The organism is Pauljensenia sp. UMB3104 (genome assembly GCF_030217285.1).
In the GTDB taxonomy this organism is placed as follows: domain Bacteria; phylum Actinomycetota; class Actinomycetes; order Actinomycetales; family Actinomycetaceae; genus Pauljensenia.
The window spans coordinates 19,943-41,334 of record NZ_JASONN010000018.1; the positions used below are offsets into that span (position 1 = coordinate 19,943).

Annotated in this window: 13 protein-coding genes and 1 pseudogene; 9 read left to right on the plus strand and 5 right to left on the minus strand. The window is 58.1% G+C overall.

Features of this window, described 5'->3' with window-relative positions; translation table 11 throughout:
* Window positions 1-5 precede the first annotated feature (5 nt).
* The 6 genes from QP415_RS08495 to QP415_RS08520 are packed head-to-tail and all read left to right on the plus strand — an operon-like array spanning window position 6 to window position 10,418.
* Entirely contained in the window at window positions 6-746 is a 741-nt protein-coding gene (locus QP415_RS08495; RefSeq protein ID WP_285099689.1) for a hypothetical protein, read from the plus strand.
* Between the two features lie 13 nt (window positions 747-759).
* Window positions 760-2,751 carry a hypothetical protein gene (locus QP415_RS08500; RefSeq protein ID WP_285099690.1) on the plus strand — a complete coding sequence of 664 codons (1,992 nt, stop codon included), beginning with the start codon at window positions 760-762 and terminating at the stop codon, window positions 2,749-2,751.
* Complete coding sequence (locus QP415_RS08505; protein ID WP_285099691.1) at window positions 2,748-4,853, plus strand: RAMP superfamily CRISPR-associated protein; 2,106 nt, start codon at window positions 2,748-2,750, stop codon at window positions 4,851-4,853. Before QP415_RS08500 ends, QP415_RS08505 begins: the two co-directional genes overlap by 4 nt.
* Window positions 4,850-7,666, plus strand: a complete 2,817-nt coding sequence (locus QP415_RS08510; protein WP_285099692.1) for an RAMP superfamily CRISPR-associated protein — start codon at window positions 4,850-4,852, stop codon at window positions 7,664-7,666. Before QP415_RS08505 ends, QP415_RS08510 begins: the two co-directional genes overlap by 4 nt.
* Window positions 7,663-8,247, plus strand: a complete 585-nt coding sequence (locus tag QP415_RS08515; RefSeq protein WP_285099693.1) for a hypothetical protein — start codon at window positions 7,663-7,665, stop codon at window positions 8,245-8,247. The genes QP415_RS08510 and QP415_RS08515 overlap by 4 nt, the downstream gene beginning before the upstream one ends.
* Before the next feature lie 2 nt (window positions 8,248-8,249).
* Complete coding sequence (locus QP415_RS08520) at window positions 8,250-10,418, plus strand: RAMP superfamily CRISPR-associated protein (protein ID WP_285099694.1); 2,169 nt, start codon at window positions 8,250-8,252, stop codon at window positions 10,416-10,418.
* A 65-nt stretch (window positions 10,419-10,483) separates the two neighbouring features.
* Here QP415_RS08520 and cas2 read toward each other — a convergent pair whose 3' ends face one another.
* From cas2 to QP415_RS08540, 3 genes and pseudogenes are all read right to left on the minus strand, one after another.
* On the minus strand, window positions 10,484-10,765 hold the full coding sequence (gene cas2 / locus QP415_RS08525) for a CRISPR-associated endonuclease Cas2 (protein WP_285099695.1): 282 nt from the start codon (window positions 10,763-10,765) through the stop codon (window positions 10,484-10,486).
* Window positions 10,762-11,351: pseudogene (cas1, locus tag QP415_RS08530) on the minus strand (CRISPR-associated endonuclease Cas1). The gene cas2 and the pseudogene cas1 overlap by 4 nt, the downstream one beginning before the upstream one ends.
* A 4,724-nt stretch (window positions 11,352-16,075) precedes the next feature.
* On the minus strand, window positions 16,076-17,365 hold the full coding sequence (locus QP415_RS08540; protein WP_285099697.1) for a DUF5692 family protein: 1,290 nt from the start codon (window positions 17,363-17,365) through the stop codon (window positions 16,076-16,078).
* A 167-nt stretch (window positions 17,366-17,532) separates the two neighbouring features.
* On the opposite strand from QP415_RS08540, the gene QP415_RS08545 reads away from it, so the two are divergent.
* Both QP415_RS08545 and QP415_RS08550 read left to right on the plus strand, forming a co-directional pair.
* Window positions 17,533-18,570 (plus strand): hypothetical protein, encoded by a 1,038-nt coding sequence (locus QP415_RS08545; RefSeq protein ID WP_285099698.1) that lies wholly within the window; start codon window positions 17,533-17,535, stop codon window positions 18,568-18,570.
* A complete protein-coding gene (locus QP415_RS08550) occupies window positions 18,570-19,610 on the plus strand; it encodes a DUF5692 family protein (RefSeq protein WP_285099699.1) in 1,041 nt (346 codons plus the stop codon). The genes QP415_RS08545 and QP415_RS08550 overlap by 1 nt, the downstream gene beginning before the upstream one ends.
* A 105-nt stretch (window positions 19,611-19,715) precedes the next feature.
* Here the strand turns inward: QP415_RS08550 and QP415_RS08555 are convergent, their stop codons facing one another.
* Window positions 19,716-19,976 carry a toxin gene (locus QP415_RS08555; RefSeq protein WP_285099700.1) on the minus strand — a complete coding sequence of 87 codons (261 nt, stop codon included), beginning with the start codon at window positions 19,974-19,976 and terminating at the stop codon, window positions 19,716-19,718.
* Window positions 19,966-20,235 (minus strand): ribbon-helix-helix domain-containing protein, encoded by a 270-nt coding sequence (locus tag QP415_RS08560; RefSeq protein ID WP_034475470.1) that lies wholly within the window; start codon window positions 20,233-20,235, stop codon window positions 19,966-19,968. The genes QP415_RS08555 and QP415_RS08560 overlap by 11 nt, the downstream gene beginning before the upstream one ends.
* A gap of 254 nt (window positions 20,236-20,489) precedes the next feature.
* On the opposite strand from QP415_RS08560, the gene QP415_RS08565 reads away from it, so the two are divergent.
* Window positions 20,490-21,350, plus strand: a complete 861-nt coding sequence (locus QP415_RS08565; RefSeq protein ID WP_285099701.1) for a DUF6318 family protein — start codon at window positions 20,490-20,492, stop codon at window positions 21,348-21,350.
* Window positions 21,351-21,392 lie beyond the last annotated feature (42 nt).

A 21,392-nucleotide genomic window follows, 5' to 3' on the forward strand; every position in this document is an offset into this window, starting at 1 on the left:
TAAGAATGCTACGAGATAAAGCACTTCCATGGTGCCAAAGGCACAGTAAGCTAATCACTCTTAGCACAGTTGTTCTAGGCGTGATATTCCTATTATTTTACGGGCGCTGTCACTCAACACCCGAAGAATTCGCAATTAACTTTGCACTTCCAGCAGCATACACACTACTCGCACTGATTCCCGGGTACTTCATTGTTGAAACGGTCGGCAAAGGGTTACTTAAACTCAAAGGCCGCGTTGATTACGGACTCAAGAATAAAACAATCCTCCTCATCGGAGAAAAAGAAGAGTGCTACAATGTTGAGGAACAGTTATACTACTCACAACTACTAAATAAGGATAACATCACAAACCAATCTACCGACATAACCTCAGATACGCAGGAATACACTTACAATTTCGAACAATTCACAAAATACGATCTAGTCATTCTGTGCTTTAGCAATAAGTTCCTAAAAAAGATAGAGTCTGACGATAGAACAAAGCACATCCTCAACGAGGAACAAACTAATCTACTACGGAATACACTTGAGTCAATAGGAAACAGCGACACCACAAAAGAAGCACTTGAGTCACGGCAGGATATTACCGGACTGATCACCCTTTGCCCTCCCGGATCACTGGACACATATGAACAACGCGATCCATTCCAACGTCCTTTTACTGTCGTTGTCAACCAAATTGGGCGGATGATGACGGACATCTTTTCGCTGTTGACGACACTTCCCCCGCGCAACGGTGAGTAGGGAGGATCCAACGATGACAAGTTACCTCGTCATGCTGCAGACGAACAGCAATCAGTCCTTCATCTTCTCCTCGCCCCGCCTGCGTGAGCAGATCGGCGCATCCTTCGATATCACGCTGCTGTCCCATTGGGTTAAGAAAGAAGCGAAAGAGATCCTCGATACAGATGATCTTCCAACCTCATTTTGGGTTTCCGACTCGTCCGGCAAGGTGATCGTCCGGTTCGCTGGACACGGAGACGAGCCAAAGGCGAAGGCCAGGGACCTGATCAGGAGGGTCACTCTCCGAGCCCTCACCGATGCCCCAGGCCTCGACGTCACGGGAGTCTTCGTCAAGGCGTCATGCAGTACGGTAGATGCGGACGACCTGCAAGAGCTTGATCACGTGTTCTTGGAGTACTCACTGAACCGCCGTCCCGCAGCGGCACGATTCCCCCAGTTGCCGTTCCTTCAAAGAGCCGAAGAATCGGCTCTCCCTGCCTCAACCCCGCTCACCGATGAGGACGAAGGAAGCATCCGGGAGTACGCGAAAGACCTGGGTGTTCCACTCCTGGCGGATAAGGAGAAGCAGCTTCCAACACAGACAGTAAAGGACAAGGGCCGTTCCCTGTCGCTCCCCTCTCGCGCCAAGCGCGCATGGTCGCGTTCGGCACGTCACCTCCAGCTTCAAGATGTCGTTAAACGCCAGCGCACTTCGGAAGATCCCAAGGGTACAATTGCGAACCTGTACGAGGACCCGTTTCAGCTGGAGAAGGCATTCCAGGACACTTCCGACGAGAGCGACGCCGCCAACGCTGTTCCGGAACTGTCATCCGTCGGCGTGATTCACATTGACGGTAACGGAGTGGGCGCGATCATGCGTGACCTCGGCGAGGCATTCAAAGGGGCCTGTTGTCACCTCGATTCCCTCGAAGAACCAGCGTATAACCACAAAGATAACCCCTGCAACATTGATGAAGGCCGGTTCCAGTGGTTCGTCATGGAAGTGAACTACCGCCTCGACGGGGTCGTCAAGCAAGCGGTAGCCAAGGCCTGGGAAAAGGTCACAGTAATCGCGAGGGAAGACAAACTTCCGGGACCTCCTGTGGTTCCCGTGCTGGTCGGCGGCGACGACGTCACGGTCTACACAGACGGACGCTACGCGATTCCCTTCGCGGAGGCCTACATCCACTATTACGAGGAACTCACGAAAAACGATGATCTTTTGTCAGTTCTCGCCATTGTTGCTGGAGGAAAGAAGCCCGACGCACCAGAGCGGGACCACTTCGAAATCGGCGACTACATCATTCAAAAACCCGGACCCCTCACGGCCTCGGCAGGCGTAGCCATCGTGGGCCGAAACTTCCCCTTCCATATCGCTTACGACCTGGCGGAAGAGCTGGTGAAGCGCGGAAAGAAGCTCGGCAAGAAGAAGCGGGAAGTCCCCTGCTCGACGATCGACTTCCATGTCCTGCGCGACGCGACGGTCCTCGACCCGGAGGACACGCTGAACGAGTACAAGGGTCGCATGCAGCGTCCCTTCCTGGTCGGTCATTACGCGCCGGAGCGGAACGGGGAAGCAGCCAGGGCCGCGGCTTCCGGAGGAGCGCCACAATCACAGGATCAGTGGAAGAGAGTCCTCCAGGCGGTCGCCGTCTTCGACGGCAAGCAACCGGACGACCCCACGCAGACCACCGGCGATCCATTCCCGCGTGCCCGCGCAAATCGCATCGTCAAGCTCCTCGCGGAAGGCAAGGCGGAAAAGGCGGCAACAGAGTGGGACGACGCGCTACAGAACGCACCCCGTGCTGGACTCCTTGTCAAACAGTTGAAGCTTCTCCTGCTTCGCTCGTCGAGCTCTGATGAGGCTGGCGAGTCCCTCGAGCAGATCAAGTGGCTCCTGGACCTGATCGACCTGTCCGAGAACTTGCCTGACGGGTATATCGCTTGCCGGATAGCCCGAGACGCCAACGGACAGATAGCTTGCGACGAAGCGTCAGGCGCGACCACCGCAGGAGGTACCAAGTGAGCGCTGAAACCACGACGAGTAGCACCACCCCCGCAAGCGGTCATGTCACCATCGTGTTCACATCCGACTGGGGCGTGTCCACGGGCGTGGGCCACGCGGGGCGCACGCACTCAAAAATTGAGCGTTGCGGCGACGACCCGGTCGTACGCGGCACGGTCATCACGGGAGTCCTGCGCGAGCAGGCGATGCTGGCGGCGCGGGCCCTCGACGGGCCAGAGGAGGGCAAGTGGACCAGCTTCGCCCTGTGGCTCTTCGGCCAGGACCCCGACGGCAAGCAGGGTTCTGTCCCCCACCCGCGCCACGTTCTCTTCTCGGACGCCACCCCGGCCTCGCCAATCCATATCCACGACACGGTGTCCCTGTCCATCGACCCACAGACGGGGACGGCGCGCGACCAGTTCCTGCGCTTCACGGAGCGCGCGGCGGCCGGCGTCCTCACGGGCACGTTCACGCTCATCGAGGAGGCCGGGGCTGAGATCTCCGATCAACGTACGATCGATGCGGCACACTTCCTCCTGGGGGTCGCGGGCCTCATGGTCCGAGGCATCGGCTCGGGCCGCAGCGGAGGTGACGGCGAGTGCATGGTGGCGGTCAGCGACAAGGACTACACGAAGACTGACCTGCGGAAAGAGGAAGCCGCCGACGCGCTGACACGAATCCTGGCGAACCAAGATAACGGCGACAGCCCCACATACTCATCGGCAGACGTAAAGACCGTTGCAGGTCACCTGCGGAACAGCGTTCGTGAGAGCTTCCAGAAGGTCCCAGACCTGCCAAAGGATCTTTCGAAGAACAGCCCACAAGACATCGCGATTCTCAATTCGCAGCAATCAGAATCCGGTGACACGACCTGGTACGCAACGTCCCTCGACATCGTTCTCGAGTCTCCGGTTGTTTCCTACGAGGTCCCTTTCTCGAACGAGGTACGGTCGTTGGACTTCCTGCGCGGAACCGTGTTGGTCCCGTGGCTGCACGGGCTGCTGCGCAAGAACTACCAGGGCAACGCCCTCGTGAATTCCGCTATCGTCAGCGGCGACCTGCGTATCAGCGATGCGCTACCGGTTTACGAGGAGGTGGCCGGATTGCCCGTTCCTTTTGTTCTGGAGAATGAGAAGGTTCACGAGGACGAACTCGAGGACAAACGAGGCGATAAAGAACCCTGCACGCTCTTCAACAGGCATATCCCCGTCGACGACCAGGTATGTGGAGACCACACGAGTCCCACACGTGGCTGCTATCTATTCGTTAAGTCGAGCGGCACTCCCGTCGAGGGTTGGATCGGGAAGCCCTCGCTGATTGGTCGACAGTCGACGGCGATCAATTCGGAGACAGGCGCAGCGAAAGATGGACAGCTGTTCCTGGTGCGCGCTCTGCCCGCCGGGTTGACGCTGCGCGCCTCGATTGTCGTGTCGAAACAGCTACTGAGCGAGCTTCGCGGCACCGATGCCACACCCGTCGCTTCGCCTCTTACGCTCGACCTCGGTATTGCTGAGCAGCTAGCCTTCCTCGGATCACGCAAGCTCACGGGGACCTTCGGGCGTGCCCGCTGCACCGTTGGTAGCACCTTCACTCGCGTGGGAAGCACCCCGCCCCCGGTAGAGGGTCCTGTCACCGATGAGGGACCCCAGGCCTCGTCCTCTGAACACACCGAGGTTGTGTCTCTGTGGTTCACATCCGACGTGCTCGCACGGTCGAGCGCTCTGGGACCGGGCGGGAGCGTTGAGGATCTGGAGCTTGCCTTCAGGCGGGCCAACGTTCCGGTCACGGTCGTTCAGGAGAGCCCCGATCAGGACTCGGGCGACAAGAATCGTAAACGGATTCTAACTGCGATCCGGCACCGGCGTGTGGACTCGTGGTCGCCGCGGGATAACGCACCTCGCGCCACGCGGCTGGCGATCCAAGCGGGTTCAGTAGTCCAAGTGCGTATCTCCCCGGACGATCTGGGGGCACTCGAGACACTCGGGCATATCGGCGTCGGTGAGCTCACGCCCCAGGGATACGGTCGCTTCCTCGTGGACTCCCCCTTGCTGGCGGAAGCGACGCTGCCCTTATTCAAGACCAAGCGTAAGAGCTTTACAGCACCAACGGAGGCTGTCTCATGACCATCTACCGCTACGACATGACGATCCGCGTGCGCGTCGTCTCCGCGCTGCACTCCGGTGGCGTCGACGAAGTACCTGTGCGCCCCATGACCGACGAGGACGGCCGGACTGTGCAGCCGAACGCTTTCGTGCGCAATGGGCTGGGTGAGGCGATCCTGCCGGGTCGCTCCATCAAGGGAGCCATTCGTGCCGCATTCGAAGAACACATGAATGAGCTTGACTTCGTCGAGGAAGAACTCAAGAGCCTGTGGGGCGGTGAGATGCGTCGGGAGGTCGGTACTCGCAAAAAGCAACGTGGGGGCGGAACCGAGGAATCTCTCCCGCTGCGGGCAAGCGCCCTCACCTTCCACCATGCCGTGGTGTGGGACCGCACTAGAGGCGAACTCCCCCACCGCATGAGCACGGCCATTGACCGCGCCACCGGCGGGGCTGCAGACGGCGCACTTTTCGCGTACGAGTACCTGCCCGTAGACACGACTTTCGAGATCCGAGTCAGTGCCGAAGCCCAGGACCCGACCCCCAAACCCCCAGAAGACGAGGATACAGAGTCCACAACACCGAGCAAGGAAACAAAGGGAACACCGCCTGCGCCCCCTGAGCTCGTTGAGAAAGCCCTGCAAGCGGTCGTGGAACTCCTCCACGGCAAGTGCATCAGCCTCGGAGGCAGGACAGGATCCGGTTGGGGGCGCATCGAACCGCTCAACGAGAACGCTAGGTATGACAAGCTGGCAGTCGTCCCAAGTTCACAGAGCGAAAAGGGGGATTCAACTAGCGTTCTTGCTCAAATACTCGACCAGCACTCGCCTGTAGACATCAAGCCTCACCGGAACCTGGACCGTCAATCTGGATCAACCACCATCAAGATTGAGTGGCAGGCTCCGTCGGGATTATTCGTCGGAATGAACAAACCCGACGGCATCAAACCCTCGAAAGAGGACACGGTACCCGCAGCGCCACTGCGCAACTGGCACCTCAATGACACGCATCGCGCCGATCACGGGGATACTACTTATCCGACAGTCGCGCATAAGGACAAGGCCTCGCTACTGCTTCCAGGCACGTCGATCCGCGGCACGTTGCGGTCCCACTGTTCTCGCATTGCTCGCAGCATCGTCAGTGACAGCGAAGGTTGCGACGAACTCACGATGGCAGAGGATGTACACAAGCAGCTCGCCGCAGATCCGATCCTCGTGCGCTACTTGTTCGGGACAACCGAGTACCGGGGAGCGGTCCGCGTCCACGACTGCGAGGGGCAGATACCAGCACAAGAGGAAAAGGATAAGCCTCTAAAGCTCACACGCAACGCGATCGACCGAGTCACCGGAAGCGCTGCCCACGGAGCGTTGTATTCGGAGCTGCTGTATCCGCATGCCACATGGGATTCGATTCAGATCGACGTTGACCACGCCCAACTCTGCCGAAATATTCGCCAGGACCCTGGTGGTTTCGTACTTCCAGCCCCCTCGTCATCAGCCAAGGATTATGAGCTTCCAGGCTTCAAGATCCGCCTGCAAGCGGCTATCCTTCTGCTGACCATGGCCATCACGGACCTCTGCGAGGGAGTCCTCCCTCTTGGGGGAGGGACAGGCGGGGGGCTCGGCTTTATCGATGTCTCGCATGTGTCTTTCGAAGGGCTACCTGGAAAGAACAAGTCGATCAGTAGCCAATTTGAAGAACCCACAAATTCGGACGATGCACACGAGGTACGCAAGGCACAAGCAACCTTTGCACGAAGCATTCTGGAGAGTATCCTCGCCGCTTTTGCGGAAGATGGTGAAGAAGCAACCTCGGCTGAGCAAAGAGTCATCAACCTGATTCGAGAGTGGGCGGATCTAGGACCCCGTGACAATCAGGGAGGTTCTCTTCCCTCTCACTTCCGCCCGACGACGGTGCGGATCGGGTGGAATTCACCAACGGGCGTATTCGTGCATGACCCTCAAGCAGATAAAGGAAATACCCAACATCCCCTAAGAGCTAAGACTGCTGGAAAGAACGAGGAGGACAGCAAGGATCCCCTACTACTCCCCGGCACCTCAATTCGCGGGGCACTGCGCTCCAGGTGTTCGCGGATCGCTCGAACGGTACTGTATGCCGATAATCCCCCATCACAGGTCGAGAGCTTCACTCAGGCGGATAGCGATGGCAACCAGGTACCTATCGATGTTCACGAGCAATTGGCCAAAGAACCACGGCTCGTGCGTTACATGTTCGGTACCACCGAATACCGTGGGGCAGTTCGAGTCCGAGACTGTACGACAAAGAACATCGGACCTTCCATCAAGGTGACACATAATGCAATCGACCGTTGGACAGGCGGAGCTGTCAAGGGCCTCCTGTTCGAAGAGGTGATCTATCCACATGCCACGTGGAATGACATCGTGATCGAGGTTGACACCGCACGTCTTCTTCAGAATGTGAAGACCGAGTCGGGTATCGAGGGCCTATCACTCGATGAGTGTTTGCCCTTCGCCCGAGCATCCTGGTGTCTTCTGTGTATTGCCCTAGCAGAACTCAGCGCGGGCACGCTTCCGCTCGGAGGCAGGACAACCCGAGGCCACGGCCAAGTTGAGGTAACGAGCCTCAGCGTGTCTGGCGCTGATGGTCAGGTCGTAAATACTCCAGCAGAAGCGACTTTGTGGAAACGCAACGATAGCAGTGAAGACGATGCGCGCGGAGGCGCAACAGCACTTCTGGCCTATCTGAGAAACAAGACAGAGGAACAACCCTCATATGAGGATTGGGCTGAATGTTTACTAAAGCCCGAAGAGCCAACAAACGGTGCCTCCAAGCCTAATGAGAGCGACAAGCAATGAACGAGACAAATATCAATAACCACGGTCGCGCAGCAAACCTACTCCCCTGCCACCTAACGACCACCAATCACATAATCGATAACGCTACTGCGCTCGCTGCGTATATCGATGCGAAATTTGCTGCCCACGAGTTCGTCGGCATTGTGTGGACAACCAACGGTACACACCGAGTGCCGGATGTAAAGTCCGCAAACTTCGATGACTCACGCACTTACGAGATCCGCCTCTGGCAGGTTATTGGCAGTGACAACGCAGACTCGACGCTTGCTCACGAGTTCCGTTGGGTAAACGGCGTGGGCGCCGTCGAGCTAACGCTCACGGAGGACACGGCTGAGGCAACGTCCAAAAGCTCGGAGTCAAAAACTGTCAGCGGGTGGTTCCGCAAGGTGAGCTATCTGCAGCACCAGTCTGCAGAGGGCAGTGATGCGGATTCTTCCTCGGAGGCCACCTCCGCTCAGACTGGCGAAAGCAAAGAACACGCCACCACCAAGCAGATGACGACAGTCGAGTTCATCCAACAAGAAAATAAGTACGGAAACACGGTCGTAGTCGACCAGCTATTCACAGGAGAGTGGAAATAATCATGACTGAAACTAGATTCAAATTTCATTCATCCGTCAACTCAATTCCCGTCATCAGACCTTCGGCACCAACAAGCAAAAACGCCGCCATCGCAAGAACCAATGACAACAACGAACTAAGTAACTTCCTGGCAGATAGAGCACCAATGACATTGGACTATCTTGCCGCCGACACATTCTCAGGAGAAATGCGCCTCACGATCAAAACTATGACGGCGCTCATCTTTGGAAAACAAGACGGATCCGAGGGACAACCAAGGGAAATCGAATTACAAATCGACCCCACAACAGGAAAACCCATAATACCAGCAACAATGATAAAAGGGATGATAGCAAATGCTTACGAACGAATAACCGCATCCCGCTTTAGGATATTTGGGGACCATAGCGACACACTCACTTATCGCGCAGACCCTGCCGCAGCAAACGGTCTGATCCCAATTCGCCTAGATAGCGAATACGAAAGCGGAACACATAGAGGCACCCTACTATATGGGCCTAACAATGCACGATTCGCCAAAGTATACACATTTGATGGTAGCAGAAGGCTGAATACCAACCTTGAAATTAAGCATAATAGTCAGGTCTGGTTTCAGGCGGCACCAGTCGACTCAACCTATGTAGTTACTGCAATTTGGGACGACAAGCGTAGCACCTACGAGCCCCTTGAACTCCCCGAGAACATAGCAGCTAAAATTAGTCTAGACAATAACACATACTCCCGAACTGATGAAGAGTCTAATTCTCACCAGAACATGGAAAGAGGATACAAAGGTTGCTTCTATGCAACAACTCCAGATGATTTACTCAAAACCGACGAAAGAATATACAGCAAAAAGAACTCTGAACGCATATTCTTTGACGAGAGCTCATCTCAACGGAGCATCAACATCTCACCAGAAATCGCCGCGACGTATGATCGCGTAATACTCTCCTACGCATACAACAGCGAAGAAAAAGAGAAGCGCCCCGAGAAAGCTAGCCGTTTCGTATACGAACGCAACAATCGCGGCCTCATAGAAGCAATCAATCACAACGGATTACTTGCATACGCACGCATAATCAACAACAAAGTTGTCGAACTATTTCCAACGGAGGTTGGTCGTCGCAATTATCCACGCGCACCCCGAGATCTCGCTAAGGCACAGCAGATACTCCCGGCTTCGAAAGCGGACGAAGCATCACCAGCAGATCACCTCTTCGGTTTTACAGCAGAACAGATTCCAGACACCACTTCCAACACTGTTGCACTCAAAGGGCGCATCACGATCTCATCCGTTTCAACCGACAGCGTTCAATTCCAAAGCAAGAAACGCCCGGCGTTGCACCCGCTTTTACCCCCTAAAGAGTTATCAGCGAGACGCTTCCTTACAGACGCGAATGGAAAGTTGATTAGTGGCAGGGATCGCCCATACTATTACTCAATGGGAGACATGCTTGGCGCCGCCGCTTACCCATTTCGCTCTCAAGATCTTGAGAGCCGTGACGGGTTCTTAAAGCGCGCAACTTATGAGCATTACAAGGATTCTATGAGCGGCAATAATATTGATACGTCAAATATGCGAGTTCAGACTCGCATCAACGTATGGATTCCCTCAAAACAGACATTCGATTGCACGCTTAGATTTGAAGGACTCTCAACTTCAGAACTTCGCGTGCTCATACTAATCGTAAATTCCGAGCAACTCGGTACATGGGCAAGCAGTTCACACAGCAGACAAACGGCTTACCTGCGCATGGGCACCGGAAAAGCCCTTGGCCTTGGCATAGTTAAGGTCGATTGTCGCCAATATTCGATATATCGAACCTCCGGGCAGGATACGGACCACTGGGGCCTCGTCAATGACTATAAGGACCTTGATGGATGTTTTGGAGCTCCGAGCGAATTACTCGCCGACGCTAATTCAGGTTGGGACTATCACTCGTTCATTGAGCAGGCACAAGAGTTTTACGAACTGCTCTCTAAGACAGTTTCAGCAAAAGCATTCATGCGCTCTTGCATCGGCTATTCGGACGAACATCCCGTTCGGTATATGCATCTTAATGAAGACAAATGGAATAACGAAACGGATAGTAATACCGGCCGTTCAAAGAAAGGACACGCTTTAGCACCCATATCTTTGGCTGCGGATAACTGGGAGAAACCTATGTCTGTAGGTAGAAAGCCGTAGCGTATGCTTAAGTGAGTGCACCTGTACGGGCTACACGATCCGCATACCTCCGCGACGCTAGCCCCTCACCACACTCCCCGACACAACCCCACGTCGTCCAGCGCTATGGCTGCGCCGAGTATGTCGGCGTGTTCGGCGCAGGATGAGCAGATGGGGTTGATGTGGACGACGTCGTCGCCCTCTGAAATGAGGGCGGCCAGAGATGAGCGCACGCGCGCGAGCGTGGCGGTGTCGAGGCAGAGTTGGATTACGGACTCTTGGATGCGGTAACCCCAGGATTCCAGTGTTTTGGCGACGCGGAGCCTACGGTTGTTGTCGGCGATGTCGTAGGCGATGATGTAGATCATCGCCAGGCTGTTCCGCTCCACTGGTAGTCGGGTTCGGTGATGGCGCGTGCCAGCATCTGCGCGGAGTGGGTGATGTGGCGGCGCCACGACCCCGAGTATCCGGGGAGGGCACCGGTGATGGATCGCTGGCAGGCGGCCTCGTACGCGTCGACGAGGATTTTCTTGCCGTCGGCGCCCAGCCAGACTCCCCCGGCCTCGGCCTCGAGAACGCCGTGTTCGGGTCGGAGTTTGCGCGTGCGCAGGAGCGCCATGACGATCTGGTCGACCAGGAGTGGGCGGAACTGTTCCATGAGGTCCAGCGCCAGGCTGGGCCGCTTGTCGGTGGGCGCATGCGCGATGCAGAGGGATGGTTCGAGCTCGGCGGCGTGCAGCGCGCCGACGCATTCGGACAGGAGGATGGCGTACCCGTAGGACAGGGCAGCGTTGGGCAGGTCGCGGGATGGACGCCGGCTGCGCCCATTGAAAGTGACGTCGGCAGGCACGCCGCGGCGAGCGCGTCGAAGTAGGCGTTGGAGCACGCGCCTTCGATGCCCATGATTTCGTCGAGGGTGCGCACGCCTGCGAGGGAGCGACGCGAAGCGTGCATGTGAGCGGGCGCGTCGACGACGTGCACGGCCTGGTCGCGCCGAGCGATACGCGCGTGCCCGCGTTGATGGCCACGGCAGCGATGGTGTCGATCGCGTCGGTCAGGCGTTGCTCGGTTGGTGCCGCGAGCATGAGGGTGGTTCCGACGCGTGAGTAGCGCAGGCCTCGCCCCGTGGCGTACCTGTCAAGGTCGAGCAGGACCGCGGCGGCGAGGACGCTCACGATCGGGTTGGTGTCCGAGGCCTGGGCGAGGCCGTCGATGATGGGCGCGTCGGTGCCGGGCAGGGCCAGCGCTGAGAGGCTCGCTCGGGTCACGAGGCCTGGGTCGGCTGAGCGGAGGGCGGCTCGTGCGAGGTGGTGGTTGCCGTGGTCGTAGTCGTCGGTGACTCCTCTGCTGAAGGCGTCGTGTCCTGCTCGCGTGTCGTCGTAGGTGCCGTGGGGGCTTTCTGCGGTGAGCCGACGTTCGAGGGTTTCGCGCACCGATTCGGCCAGGAGTGCGCGGGTGACGGTGTCAGCTGTCGCGAGAGTGTTCGTGTCGAATGCAGTCATGCGTGGCGAGGCCCAGTCGCTTGCGGCAAGGACGCGCAGCTGGTCATCAGTGAGACATCCCGACGTGGGGGTGTTCGCTCTGGTGGGGTTGGGCTCTGCTGTGAGGAGTCGGAGTCTGGCCGAGTGAGGGCCTCGGGGGTGATTGCTTCTCTCAGGGACGAGGTTGTGGCAAGTGTCGTCATCGTCGTGCCTTCCGCTCAACAAGCTTGTGGTTGCCCTACAAGCGTTGAGTGTTGTGGCCGCGCGACACGCCGATGAGGAAAGCGATTTCCGGAGCGACACACATCCTGCGGGCGGTCCTTGGCGATACAAGTAGCCGCAACGAAAAGTCTGATAATCTGACCTCGTGCTTACTGGTCGAAGGGGTGCTTTTTCGACCACTGGCGATCCGACGTGGCGTTCCCCCTGGTCACAGGGGGGGGGGCGACACGCCGGGCAGTGAGAAAGCACCGAGCGCCATAAGGTACATTAAGACACGTTGAGCTTCGCGGTGCGCTTGATGTAGCCCGCGCGAGAAAGCACCGAGCGCCATAAGGTGCATTAAGACGCCATGAGTCGATCCATGATCGGGTACAGGTATTGCACGTTAGAAAGTACCGAGCGCCACAAGGTGCATTAAGACTCGAACGCGCCGGCCAACCTAAGGATCGCTGATTGGCGAGTTAGAAAGCACCGAGCGCCATAAGGCACATTAAGACCCATCGCCGATAAGGATTGCGCGGGCGAGTTCCTCGTCCAGGTTAGAAAGCACCGAGCACCATAAGGTGCATTATGACTTACGATGCTCGGGGTCCTGGTTGATCGTCTGATTGAACAGTTAGAAAGCACCGAGCACCATAAGGTGCATTAAGACAGTTCGTCTTGCGTGTAGTAGATGGGGCGGTAGCTTTCCGTTAGAAAGCACCGAGCGCCATAAGGTGCATTAAGACACGTTTTCGTCACGGTCGGTGTTGTTCCAGTAGGAGAAGGTTAGAAAGTACCAAGCGCCATAAGGCGCATTAAGACGGACCGCCGCAGCCGGGTTGTAGTACGCGCGCGCACAGGTGAGAGAGCGCCGAGCGTCATATGGCGCATTAAGACTTCACGCGCGGGTAGCAACGTCCGATCAGCCACTCGTTTGAAAGCACCGAGCACCATAAGGCGCATTAAGACATGACCCCTATTTGCGCCTCGTAATCCGACTCACACTCGCTAGAAAGCACCGAGCACCATAAGGCTCATTAAGACGCGCCGTTCTTCTTCTCTGACCGCTTGAGCTTGTCCTCGGTGAGAAAGCGCCGTGCGCCATAAGGCGCATTAAGACGTGCCGGGAGCAACCGTCGTCTGAACCCAGCCCTTCATGGTTAGAAAGTACCAAGCACCATAAGGCGCATTAGGACTTGCCAGCTGAGGACTTGTCGAGAACGGCCTCCAGCTTGTGACAAAGTACCGAGCGCCATAAGGTGCATTAAGACTCGTTGGGGAAACGCCGGTCGGCAAGGATCGTCAGGAGGTTAGAATGCACCGAGCGCCATAAGGTGCATTAAGACTAAGACTCGTAAGCGTCCTGGAACTGCACGTTCGCGGCGTGTGAGAAAGTACCGAGCGCCATAAGGTGCATTAAGACGTTTCATTGTAGAGCTTTGACGTGTGGTGCCACTCCGTGAGAAAGCACCGAGCGCCATAAAGTGCATTCAGACCGGCCCACCTGCACGCCCTGCTGCACGATGCTACGCAGGGTTAGAAAGCGCCGAGCGCCAAACGGCGCATTAAGACAGCGCTACCAGTTTCTTTGTGTTGAGCTTGGGCTATTAGAAAGCACCGAGCGCCATAAGGCGCATTAAGACGACGCAACCGATGTTGCCGAGCACTCCATGCTCTCGTGTTAGAAGGCACCGAGCGCCATAAGGCGCATAACGACGCGTGATCGTCTTGCGGTGGTAGTCGAATTTCACCGTTAGAAGGCACCGAGCGCCATAAGGTGCATTAAGGCGCCACAAACGACGCCGGATCAAACTCAACGATCGCACGTTAGAAAGCACCGAGCACCATAAGATGCATTAAGACGCATAATCCAGCATCTTCTTAGGCGAACCCTTGCGCCGTGAGAAAGCACCGAGCGCCAAACGATGCATTAAGACGTGACCGGCTTGTCCGGGGTCGACTGAACGGGCTTCTCCGGGTTAGAAAGCAACGAGCGCCATAAGGCGCATAAAGACGCACGGCCCCAGTATCCGTCAGTCATCGCGTTCGCATCGTGAGAAAGCACCGAGCGCCATAAGGCGCATTAAGACCCATCGGACCAGTCATCCGTGATGGAGTACTCTTCCAGTTAGAAAGCATCGCGCGCCATAAGGTGCATTACGACAAGTCACGCTGCCTGTCCTCGATCTTGCCTGTCGATGCACGTTAGAAAGCACCGAGCGCCATCAGGCGCATTAAGACTTGAGGGAGGCAGTAGACGCTTCGAGAGCAGCCTTCACCTGCGAGAAAGCACCGAGCGCCATAAGGTGCATTAAGACAGGGTCGGATAAGGAGTCAGCTCGGGAATAGCAGGCAGGTCAGAAAGCCCGAGCGCCATAAGGTGCATTAAGACGGAATCTGGGTAGCGATCACCTTTTCCTCAAACTGATCAAGTTAGAAGGCACCGAGCGCCAAACGATGCATTACGACTGAATTTCGCCTGTATCAAGTGCAGAGAGGAACAAAGTGAGAAAGCACCGAGCACCAAACGGCGCATTAAGACTACCTGTAGACGAGGTGTAGTCCTCCACCCCTTTTCGAGGTTAGAAAGTACCGAGCGCCATAAGGTGCATTAGGACTCGCCGGTTTCGGCGGCGACGAACGCGTTTGCCGCGTTGCGTTAGAAAGTACCGAGCGCCATAACGTGCATTAAGACTTGTCTCCTGCGCGCTTCTTGATCTTCTTCAACGCGAGTTAGAAAGCAGCGAGCGCCATAAGGCGCATTAAGGCTCCCCGACCGCCGAGAGTTCCATCTGCAGATTCGACTCGTTAGAACGCACCGAGCGCCAAACGGTGCATTAGGACTTCGGCGTCCCAGCGCTGGTGCTTAGCCTTCTTCTGTGTTAGAAAGAACCGAGCGCCAAACGGTGCATTAAGACACGTGTTCCTGGCCAATTGCGGCGATTTCGGCGGCCATCGTTAGGAAGCACCGAGCGCCACAAAATCTCGCATGCAATTCCCCAGAGCACATATCAACAAGCACCAGGACACCGCAGAACTTCAACGTTCTGACTTCGAATCTTGAAGGACTGTCAGCCGAATTGCATGCGACATTTTCTAACAACCCTGCAAGATGAGCACCAAACGGTGCATTAAGACTTCGCGCGCAGGGTGACCTTGATCGACCGTTCAGTCATAGGTTAGAAAGCACCGAGCACCAAACGGTGCATTAAGACTCAAAAGACGGGACAATACCCAGATAGTCAACAATCACACTAGAAAGCACCGAGCGCCAAAAGGTGCATTAAGACTCCTTCTCGTACTTAGCGATAATGGCAGCACGCTGCGCGTCAGAAAGCACCGAGCACCATAAGGTGCATTAAGACCCGTCGCGATCCTCCCATTCGTGACCATAGAAGTCACCGTCAGAAAGCACCGAGCGCCAAAAGGTGCATTAAAACAGGATGTATGAGCGGATGGTGGGGACGGCGAGGCCGACGTCAGAAAGCACCAAGCGCCAAAAGGTGCATTAAGACTTGTATCCGGCGGGGTTGGCGTTCTTGATCTGTTCGTTAGAAAGCACCGAGCGCCAAAAGGTGCATTAAGACTTGTCGACAACAGGGTCACCCCACATGTACGCATTACGGTCAGAAAGGACCGAGCGCCAAGAGGTGCATTAAGACCCGTTTTCGTCACGACCCACCGAAGCCAACCAATCCTTGTCAGAAAGCACCGAGCACCAAAAGGTGCATTAAAACGTGAGCACCCATGTGCGTGACAGGCCTGAATCATGACGGGTTAGCTAGCACCGAGCGCCATAAGGTGCATTGAGACAGAAATCGGAAGGAACCCAAAGGGCCACCGCCAATCGTGCCAGTAAGTACCGGGTGCCACAACGCGGCTCCACACGAGTTAATCAGGAGACAAGCTCAGTACTGAACTAGCACGCACACGGCTGAGGCCTCCCCGGACCAACCGGGGAGGCCTCAGCAATGCGGGACGCGGCAGGAGAATCTACGACCGCGAACCAGCACCCCTCTTTGACGGATGCCGTCTATCCTCTCCCTTCCACCAGGGCATCCAGGCTCGATACCCATCAGGCGGCGGGGTCAGTGACTCGGGCTCGAAGCCGAGCTCCGCGGGCGTCTCGGGGATGCGGTCGACGAGGAAATACTTATCCTTGTCATCGCAGTGCTCACGCACGATGGTGCGGAACTCGGCGAGCTCGCAGTACAGGACGCCCGTGATCGGATTCCTCCTGTACACCACGATCTTGTACAGCCAGTAGGCGAACAGCGCGACGTTGGCCGCGAGCGCCAGGGCCGCACACGCGATGTTCGCGCGCGGGTCCATGGTCGCGAAGTTGAAGATGTCCGAGGGAGGGACCAAGACCTCGGGCAGGAGGGTGTTCATGGAAATCCAGAAGACCAGCGTGAAGCAGCGGAACCAGATCCACTGCCCCTTCGCCCACGTGAACGCCGGAATCGTGCAGGCGAGCAGCAGGGCGAGCGTGCAGTACCACGTGTAGTCGGCCAGGGAGTTGTACAAGAACGCGTGGTTCCACAGGTCGTAGGCGATCACCCACGGCCACACCATGTCCACCCAGATGAGGCCTCGCACGGAACGCTTCCCGGGCGAGGTAACGATGATCTTACCCAGGCCCGTGATCGTGATGATGTTGAGCAGGCCGGCCGCAGCGGACAGGAGGTTCCAATACCCGCCGATCGTGCGGAAGCCCGTCTCCGGGTCGATGCCCACGTGGCGCTCGGCCAGGTTGGCGGCGACCTCCTGGTACCACTGCTGGGAGTGCAGCTCGGCGCTCACTCCCCGGGCCTCGGGCAGGCCGGCGATCATGTCGATCGTGTGCGCGTCGTTGACGCCCTTCAGGCACTGCCAGTCGGCGCCGCACGCGTAGTACGCATCCGCGTTGACATAAATCGTCAGGTCGCGGATGTTGGCCTCCATGATGTTGACGGCCAGGCCGATCCACAGTGCCACGCCGAGCCAGATCGCGTACTTGTGCGCCTTGACCGGGTTGCGCTTCGCGTACACCAGCACCGTGCCCGTCATTGTGGCGGTCAGGATCATGATCGCGTACTTGCCGAACGGAAACCAGCCCACCATCGGCGTCCCATGGATCCACGCGTAGGGCATGAGGGCGATGCCGCCCACGGTCCACACGGCGAAGATCGTCCAGTTCCACCTCCGATTGATTTCCGCGACGGCGATCTGGGCGGCGAGCACCAGCAGCCAGATGAGATACACCTTGGGAGTCCCCAGCTCCCACAGGAAAAGCGAGTCCACGGCATTCTCCTTCGAACGCACAACCAGGCTAATAGTTGTCGGCTATCATAATCCGAAACACTAACCTAGTGTGCGGGGTTCACCGTCGAATCCCCATCGTTCCGGGGCTCCACACGGGCCAGCGCTAGCGCGGGCGCCCCTCGTCAATTCCTCAAGGAGGAGGACCCATGACACGCCTACCCCGTCGTACCCTCTGCGCTGCCGGCCTCGCCGGAACCACCGCGCTCCTGGGAGGCATGTACGCCTTCAGCCAGCTCAGCGGCAAGGCCACGCCCGAGGAACAGGCCTGGCACTACCCGGGCGACGACCTCATCGACGCCAACTACGACAACGGCTACTCCTCGACCTACGCGATCACGATCGACGCGCCTGCTTACGCGGTGTGGCGCCTCTTCAAGCAGATCGGCGCGGAAAAGTCCGGATCCTTCTCCTCGGAGTTCCTCGAGCGAGTCTTCGCGCGCCTGCCCTTCTTCAACTCCTACGAGATCCAGGAGGAGTTCCAGCAGCCCGACTCGATGATGCCCGGCGACATCGCGGCCTTCGACTTCCACGGCATGTCGATGGAATGGGCGGACGTCGTGCCCGGCAAGTACATGGTCCAGTGGGTCGACACGAAGAACCCGCCCAAAGCGCCCGGCTCCTACGCGTTCCGCTTCCCCGGGATGACACACTTCGCGGCCGCCTGGTGCTTCTACATGGTGCCCCTGTCGGGCGGGCGCACGCGCCTCATCAACCACTGGCGCATCGGCTACGAGCCCGACTCCCCCGCTATGAAGGCCCTGAACTGGATCAACATCGAGTTCATCGGCGGGTGCATGACCCACCTGCAAAACCTCTACGTCAAGCGCGTCCTCGAGTTCAAGAAGAAGCAGCACCTGACAGGCCGCTTCATGCGCGGCATGCTGGGCGGACGCTTCTTCAACTCGGGCACGCCCGCCGGTCGCTACGACGGGACTCCCCTGTTCGAGGACACCTTCACCCAGTGGTTCCGCTACGGACGGTCCGCCCCGGCCGTCACCGAGATCCGCCCACCCGTCACCGACGACCCCTCCTGGCCGCCGACGGGCGCGGACAGCCCGTGGGCGAGCGAGGTCGACGCCTCCTACTTCGACGGCTGGCGTGAGCCGACATTCTCCTGGGAGGAGCAGATCCGCCAGAAGATGGAGCGCACCTACCTGCCCAATTGGGGCAAGGAGCAGCGCTGATGGGCGGCGGCATCACTCCCCCGGACTACCCAACGCTCTTCTTTTTCGAGGTCGGCCAGTGGTGGGACTACGCGATGCTCCTCCTCGTCGTCGCGCTCCTCGCCGGCGCCGCATGGCTGGCCCAGCGCAACATGTGGGTGGTCCTCGCGCTCTTCGTGGTCATACCCATCGCCCTGACCATCTTCTGGTGGCCGCACTCGACGGCGGGGACGGCCTCGGCGGGCTGGTTCCCGATCGTGAAACAGTACTCGGCGCTGGCGGGGTCCCTGTGCCTCGTCGCCCTGCAGGTCTTCCCCAGGCTGCGACACAACCGCTGGTACCTCATCATCCCGCCCGCGATCCTGGCGGTGAACATCGCCGAGGCCGTGGTGCGCGACTTCCAGTGCTACGGGATTCACGGGGTGGATCCCGCCCAGGGGATGGTCACGTGGGGCGGGCCGTGGAACATCATGAACGGCGTCGCGGGAATCCTGAACCTGCTCGCGATCTCCGGGTGGGTCGGGATCTTCGTGTCCAAGGGCAAGGAGCGTGCCATCATCTGGGGCGATCTGACGATCGGGTGGATCATCGCCTACGACCTGTGGAACCTCGCCTACGTGTACAACTGCCTGGCGGACCGCGCGTGGTACTCGGGCGTGGCACTGCTGGCCTCGTGCACGATCCCGGCGCTCATGAAGTTCGGGAGAGGCGCGTGGATCCAGTACCGGGCGTACACGCTCACGCTGTGGTCGGGCGTCGTGCTCACGTTCCCGCACTTCATGCAGGATTCGATGTTCGCCCACCGCAGCGCGCACAACCCCTGGGCGATGTTCATCCTCTCGGCTGCCGCCCTCGTGGCGAACGTGTGGGTGTTCGCGGCGCACGTGCGCACGATCGTCTCCAAGCGGCGCAACCCGTTCACGCAGGAGGTCCACGCCGACGAGGCCACCTACGCCTCGTGGGTCCGCGACCTCGCGTCCGACGAAGACAAGGAGCTCATCGCCGCGCGCCTGGGCACGACGCCGGAGAAGGCGGGCTTTACGTCGGCGAACCGTGGATAAGGAGCAACAATGTTACGCGACTATCCTCCGATCGGATCTGTGCAGATCGGAGAACAATGACGCTCATTGGACGTATTCCCGCGCCAACAAGACCCGATAACAGAGCTATCGAAGCTCCTCCAGAAACTGTGGACGTGCCTTCATTGCATGGATCAGAAGTTCTCCACCGCTATCGAAAATCAAGACGACCATCTCAAGCACGCGTCCAGATTGATCAATGCCCACCACGAGCCAGCGCCCTGGATCGTTCTCATCATCGAGGGGCCGCGAGTTCAAGGCGTGCTCGTAAGCATATCGGACCGCTTCATCAGTAAGCCGGTCACGCACGAAATGTTTGCGCGCGCTGGCGTGGAGTTTAAGCGACATGGGTCCACTCGCGCACGGCTGCGCGTATCGCGTCGGAACGACTATCGATCCCCTCGCGGGCAGCACGTTCCATAAGGGCGTTGAGAGTCTGCGCATCCAAACGCACTGTGACGGCTGCCCCTGGCCCCTTTCCCACCGGAGGACGGCCGGGACGCGGAGGCGGCAGCTTGGTCAGGTCATAGCCGCGCTCAGCCTCATCAGCCCACGCTTGAATCTGCTCGTCACTAACGAACTTTCCATGAAGAAGACGCTCACTCATACAAATATCGTATACGAAATTCATGCCACGCATGGCGACCACCCCATAACATCTTCTTCACTCATTGACGAGGTCGGGGCTGGGTTGCGTTGTCGCGCGCACGCTTGTGCGGCCGGGGTGGAAGAACGTGCATGGTGGTTACTGCGCATTCTTGATGTTTCGTGTCGGTTCTGCGCGTACCCTGAAACAGAAGGGCGCGCTCCCAACGACGGGGGCACGCCGCAGGGCACCTCACCGTGGAGGAGTACAACGCCATGACGGTTCCACCATTATTCGACCACCTCGACACCGCGGATGAGGACCAGCTGCCGCGCGACACCGCGTCGCAGGACGTGGGCTTTGAGGCCAGTGGCGGCCCGGGGGTTGATGACGACGCCCATCCTGCGGGCACCCATCCCCGACTTCGGGCATGGCTGCACGTCGAGCCGTTCTACTGGACGATGCGCGTGGTCTACGTATGCCTCGCCGCAGGAGCCGTCTTCGCCGTCTACATCAACGGGGTTGCCGAAGGCTGGTGGAGAGCCTGGGGCGAAAAACCCAGCGTCGCTGCCACGGCCCCCGCCGCCCAGCCCACGCCCGCACCAACAGTGTCGAGCGAGGCGGCGATGTCGGGCGGCTACCAGATCGGCCCAGACGGCGTCCTCGTACGCCCCGCCCAATACGCCGCAGACACCTACACCAAGCCTGAGTTGCCTGAGGAGGCCAAGGAAAACACCGAAAGAGGCGCAGAAGCAGCCGCAGAACACTACCTCACACTCCTGATCTATTCTTGGAATACCGGCGACACCCAGCCACTTGCCAATATGTCTGACCCATCATCGAACTTTGCAAAGAACCACATTGCCAATACTCAAGAAATGTATACAAATGGCTGGTCATATGGAAACTCAGTAACAGTACAGGAGGTACTTCGTCTTGAAGCAGTTTCATCGCAAGATGGAACGATTCCACCAAATACCGTCGGAGTTCGCTTTCGCGTCAGCGCAAATAATGGAACAAGGTGCAAGGGGCAGAGCATTATTGTTGACGATTCCGAACACAGTTCAACAATTACCTTATTCATGACATGGAAAGATAACCGGCTCTTCATAATTGGGGGTGTAGTTGGGGTCTGAATCCGCCGGTTTCGAGGAGGCAGCGGGTGATGTAGTGGGTGA

Coding starts and splice junctions, on each gene's coding strand:
- QP415_RS08495 (WP_285099689.1), top strand. CDS start 6: ATGCTACGAGATAAAGCACTTCCATGGTGCCAAAGGCACAGTAAGCTA.
- QP415_RS08500 (WP_285099690.1), top strand. CDS start 760: ATGACAAGTTACCTCGTCATGCTGCAGACGAACAGCAATCAGTCCTTC.
- QP415_RS08510 (WP_285099692.1), top strand. CDS start 4,850: ATGACCATCTACCGCTACGACATGACGATCCGCGTGCGCGTCGTCTCC.
- QP415_RS08515 (WP_285099693.1), top strand. CDS start 7,663: ATGAACGAGACAAATATCAATAACCACGGTCGCGCAGCAAACCTACTC.
- QP415_RS08520 (WP_285099694.1), top strand. CDS start 8,250: ATGACTGAAACTAGATTCAAATTTCATTCATCCGTCAACTCAATTCCC.
- cas2 (WP_285099695.1), bottom strand. CDS start 10,765: ATGATCTACATCATCGCCTACGACATCGCCGACAACAACCGTAGGCTC.
- QP415_RS08545 (WP_285099698.1), top strand. CDS start 17,533: ATGACACGCCTACCCCGTCGTACCCTCTGCGCTGCCGGCCTCGCCGGA.
- QP415_RS08550 (WP_285099699.1), top strand. CDS start 18,570: ATGGGCGGCGGCATCACTCCCCCGGACTACCCAACGCTCTTCTTTTTC.
- QP415_RS08555 (WP_285099700.1), bottom strand. CDS start 19,976: ATGTCGCTTAAACTCCACGCCAGCGCGCGCAAACATTTCGTGCGTGAC.
- QP415_RS08560 (WP_034475470.1), bottom strand. CDS start 20,235: ATGAGTGAGCGTCTTCTTCATGGAAAGTTCGTTAGTGACGAGCAGATT.
- QP415_RS08565 (WP_285099701.1), top strand. CDS start 20,490: ATGACGGTTCCACCATTATTCGACCACCTCGACACCGCGGATGAGGAC.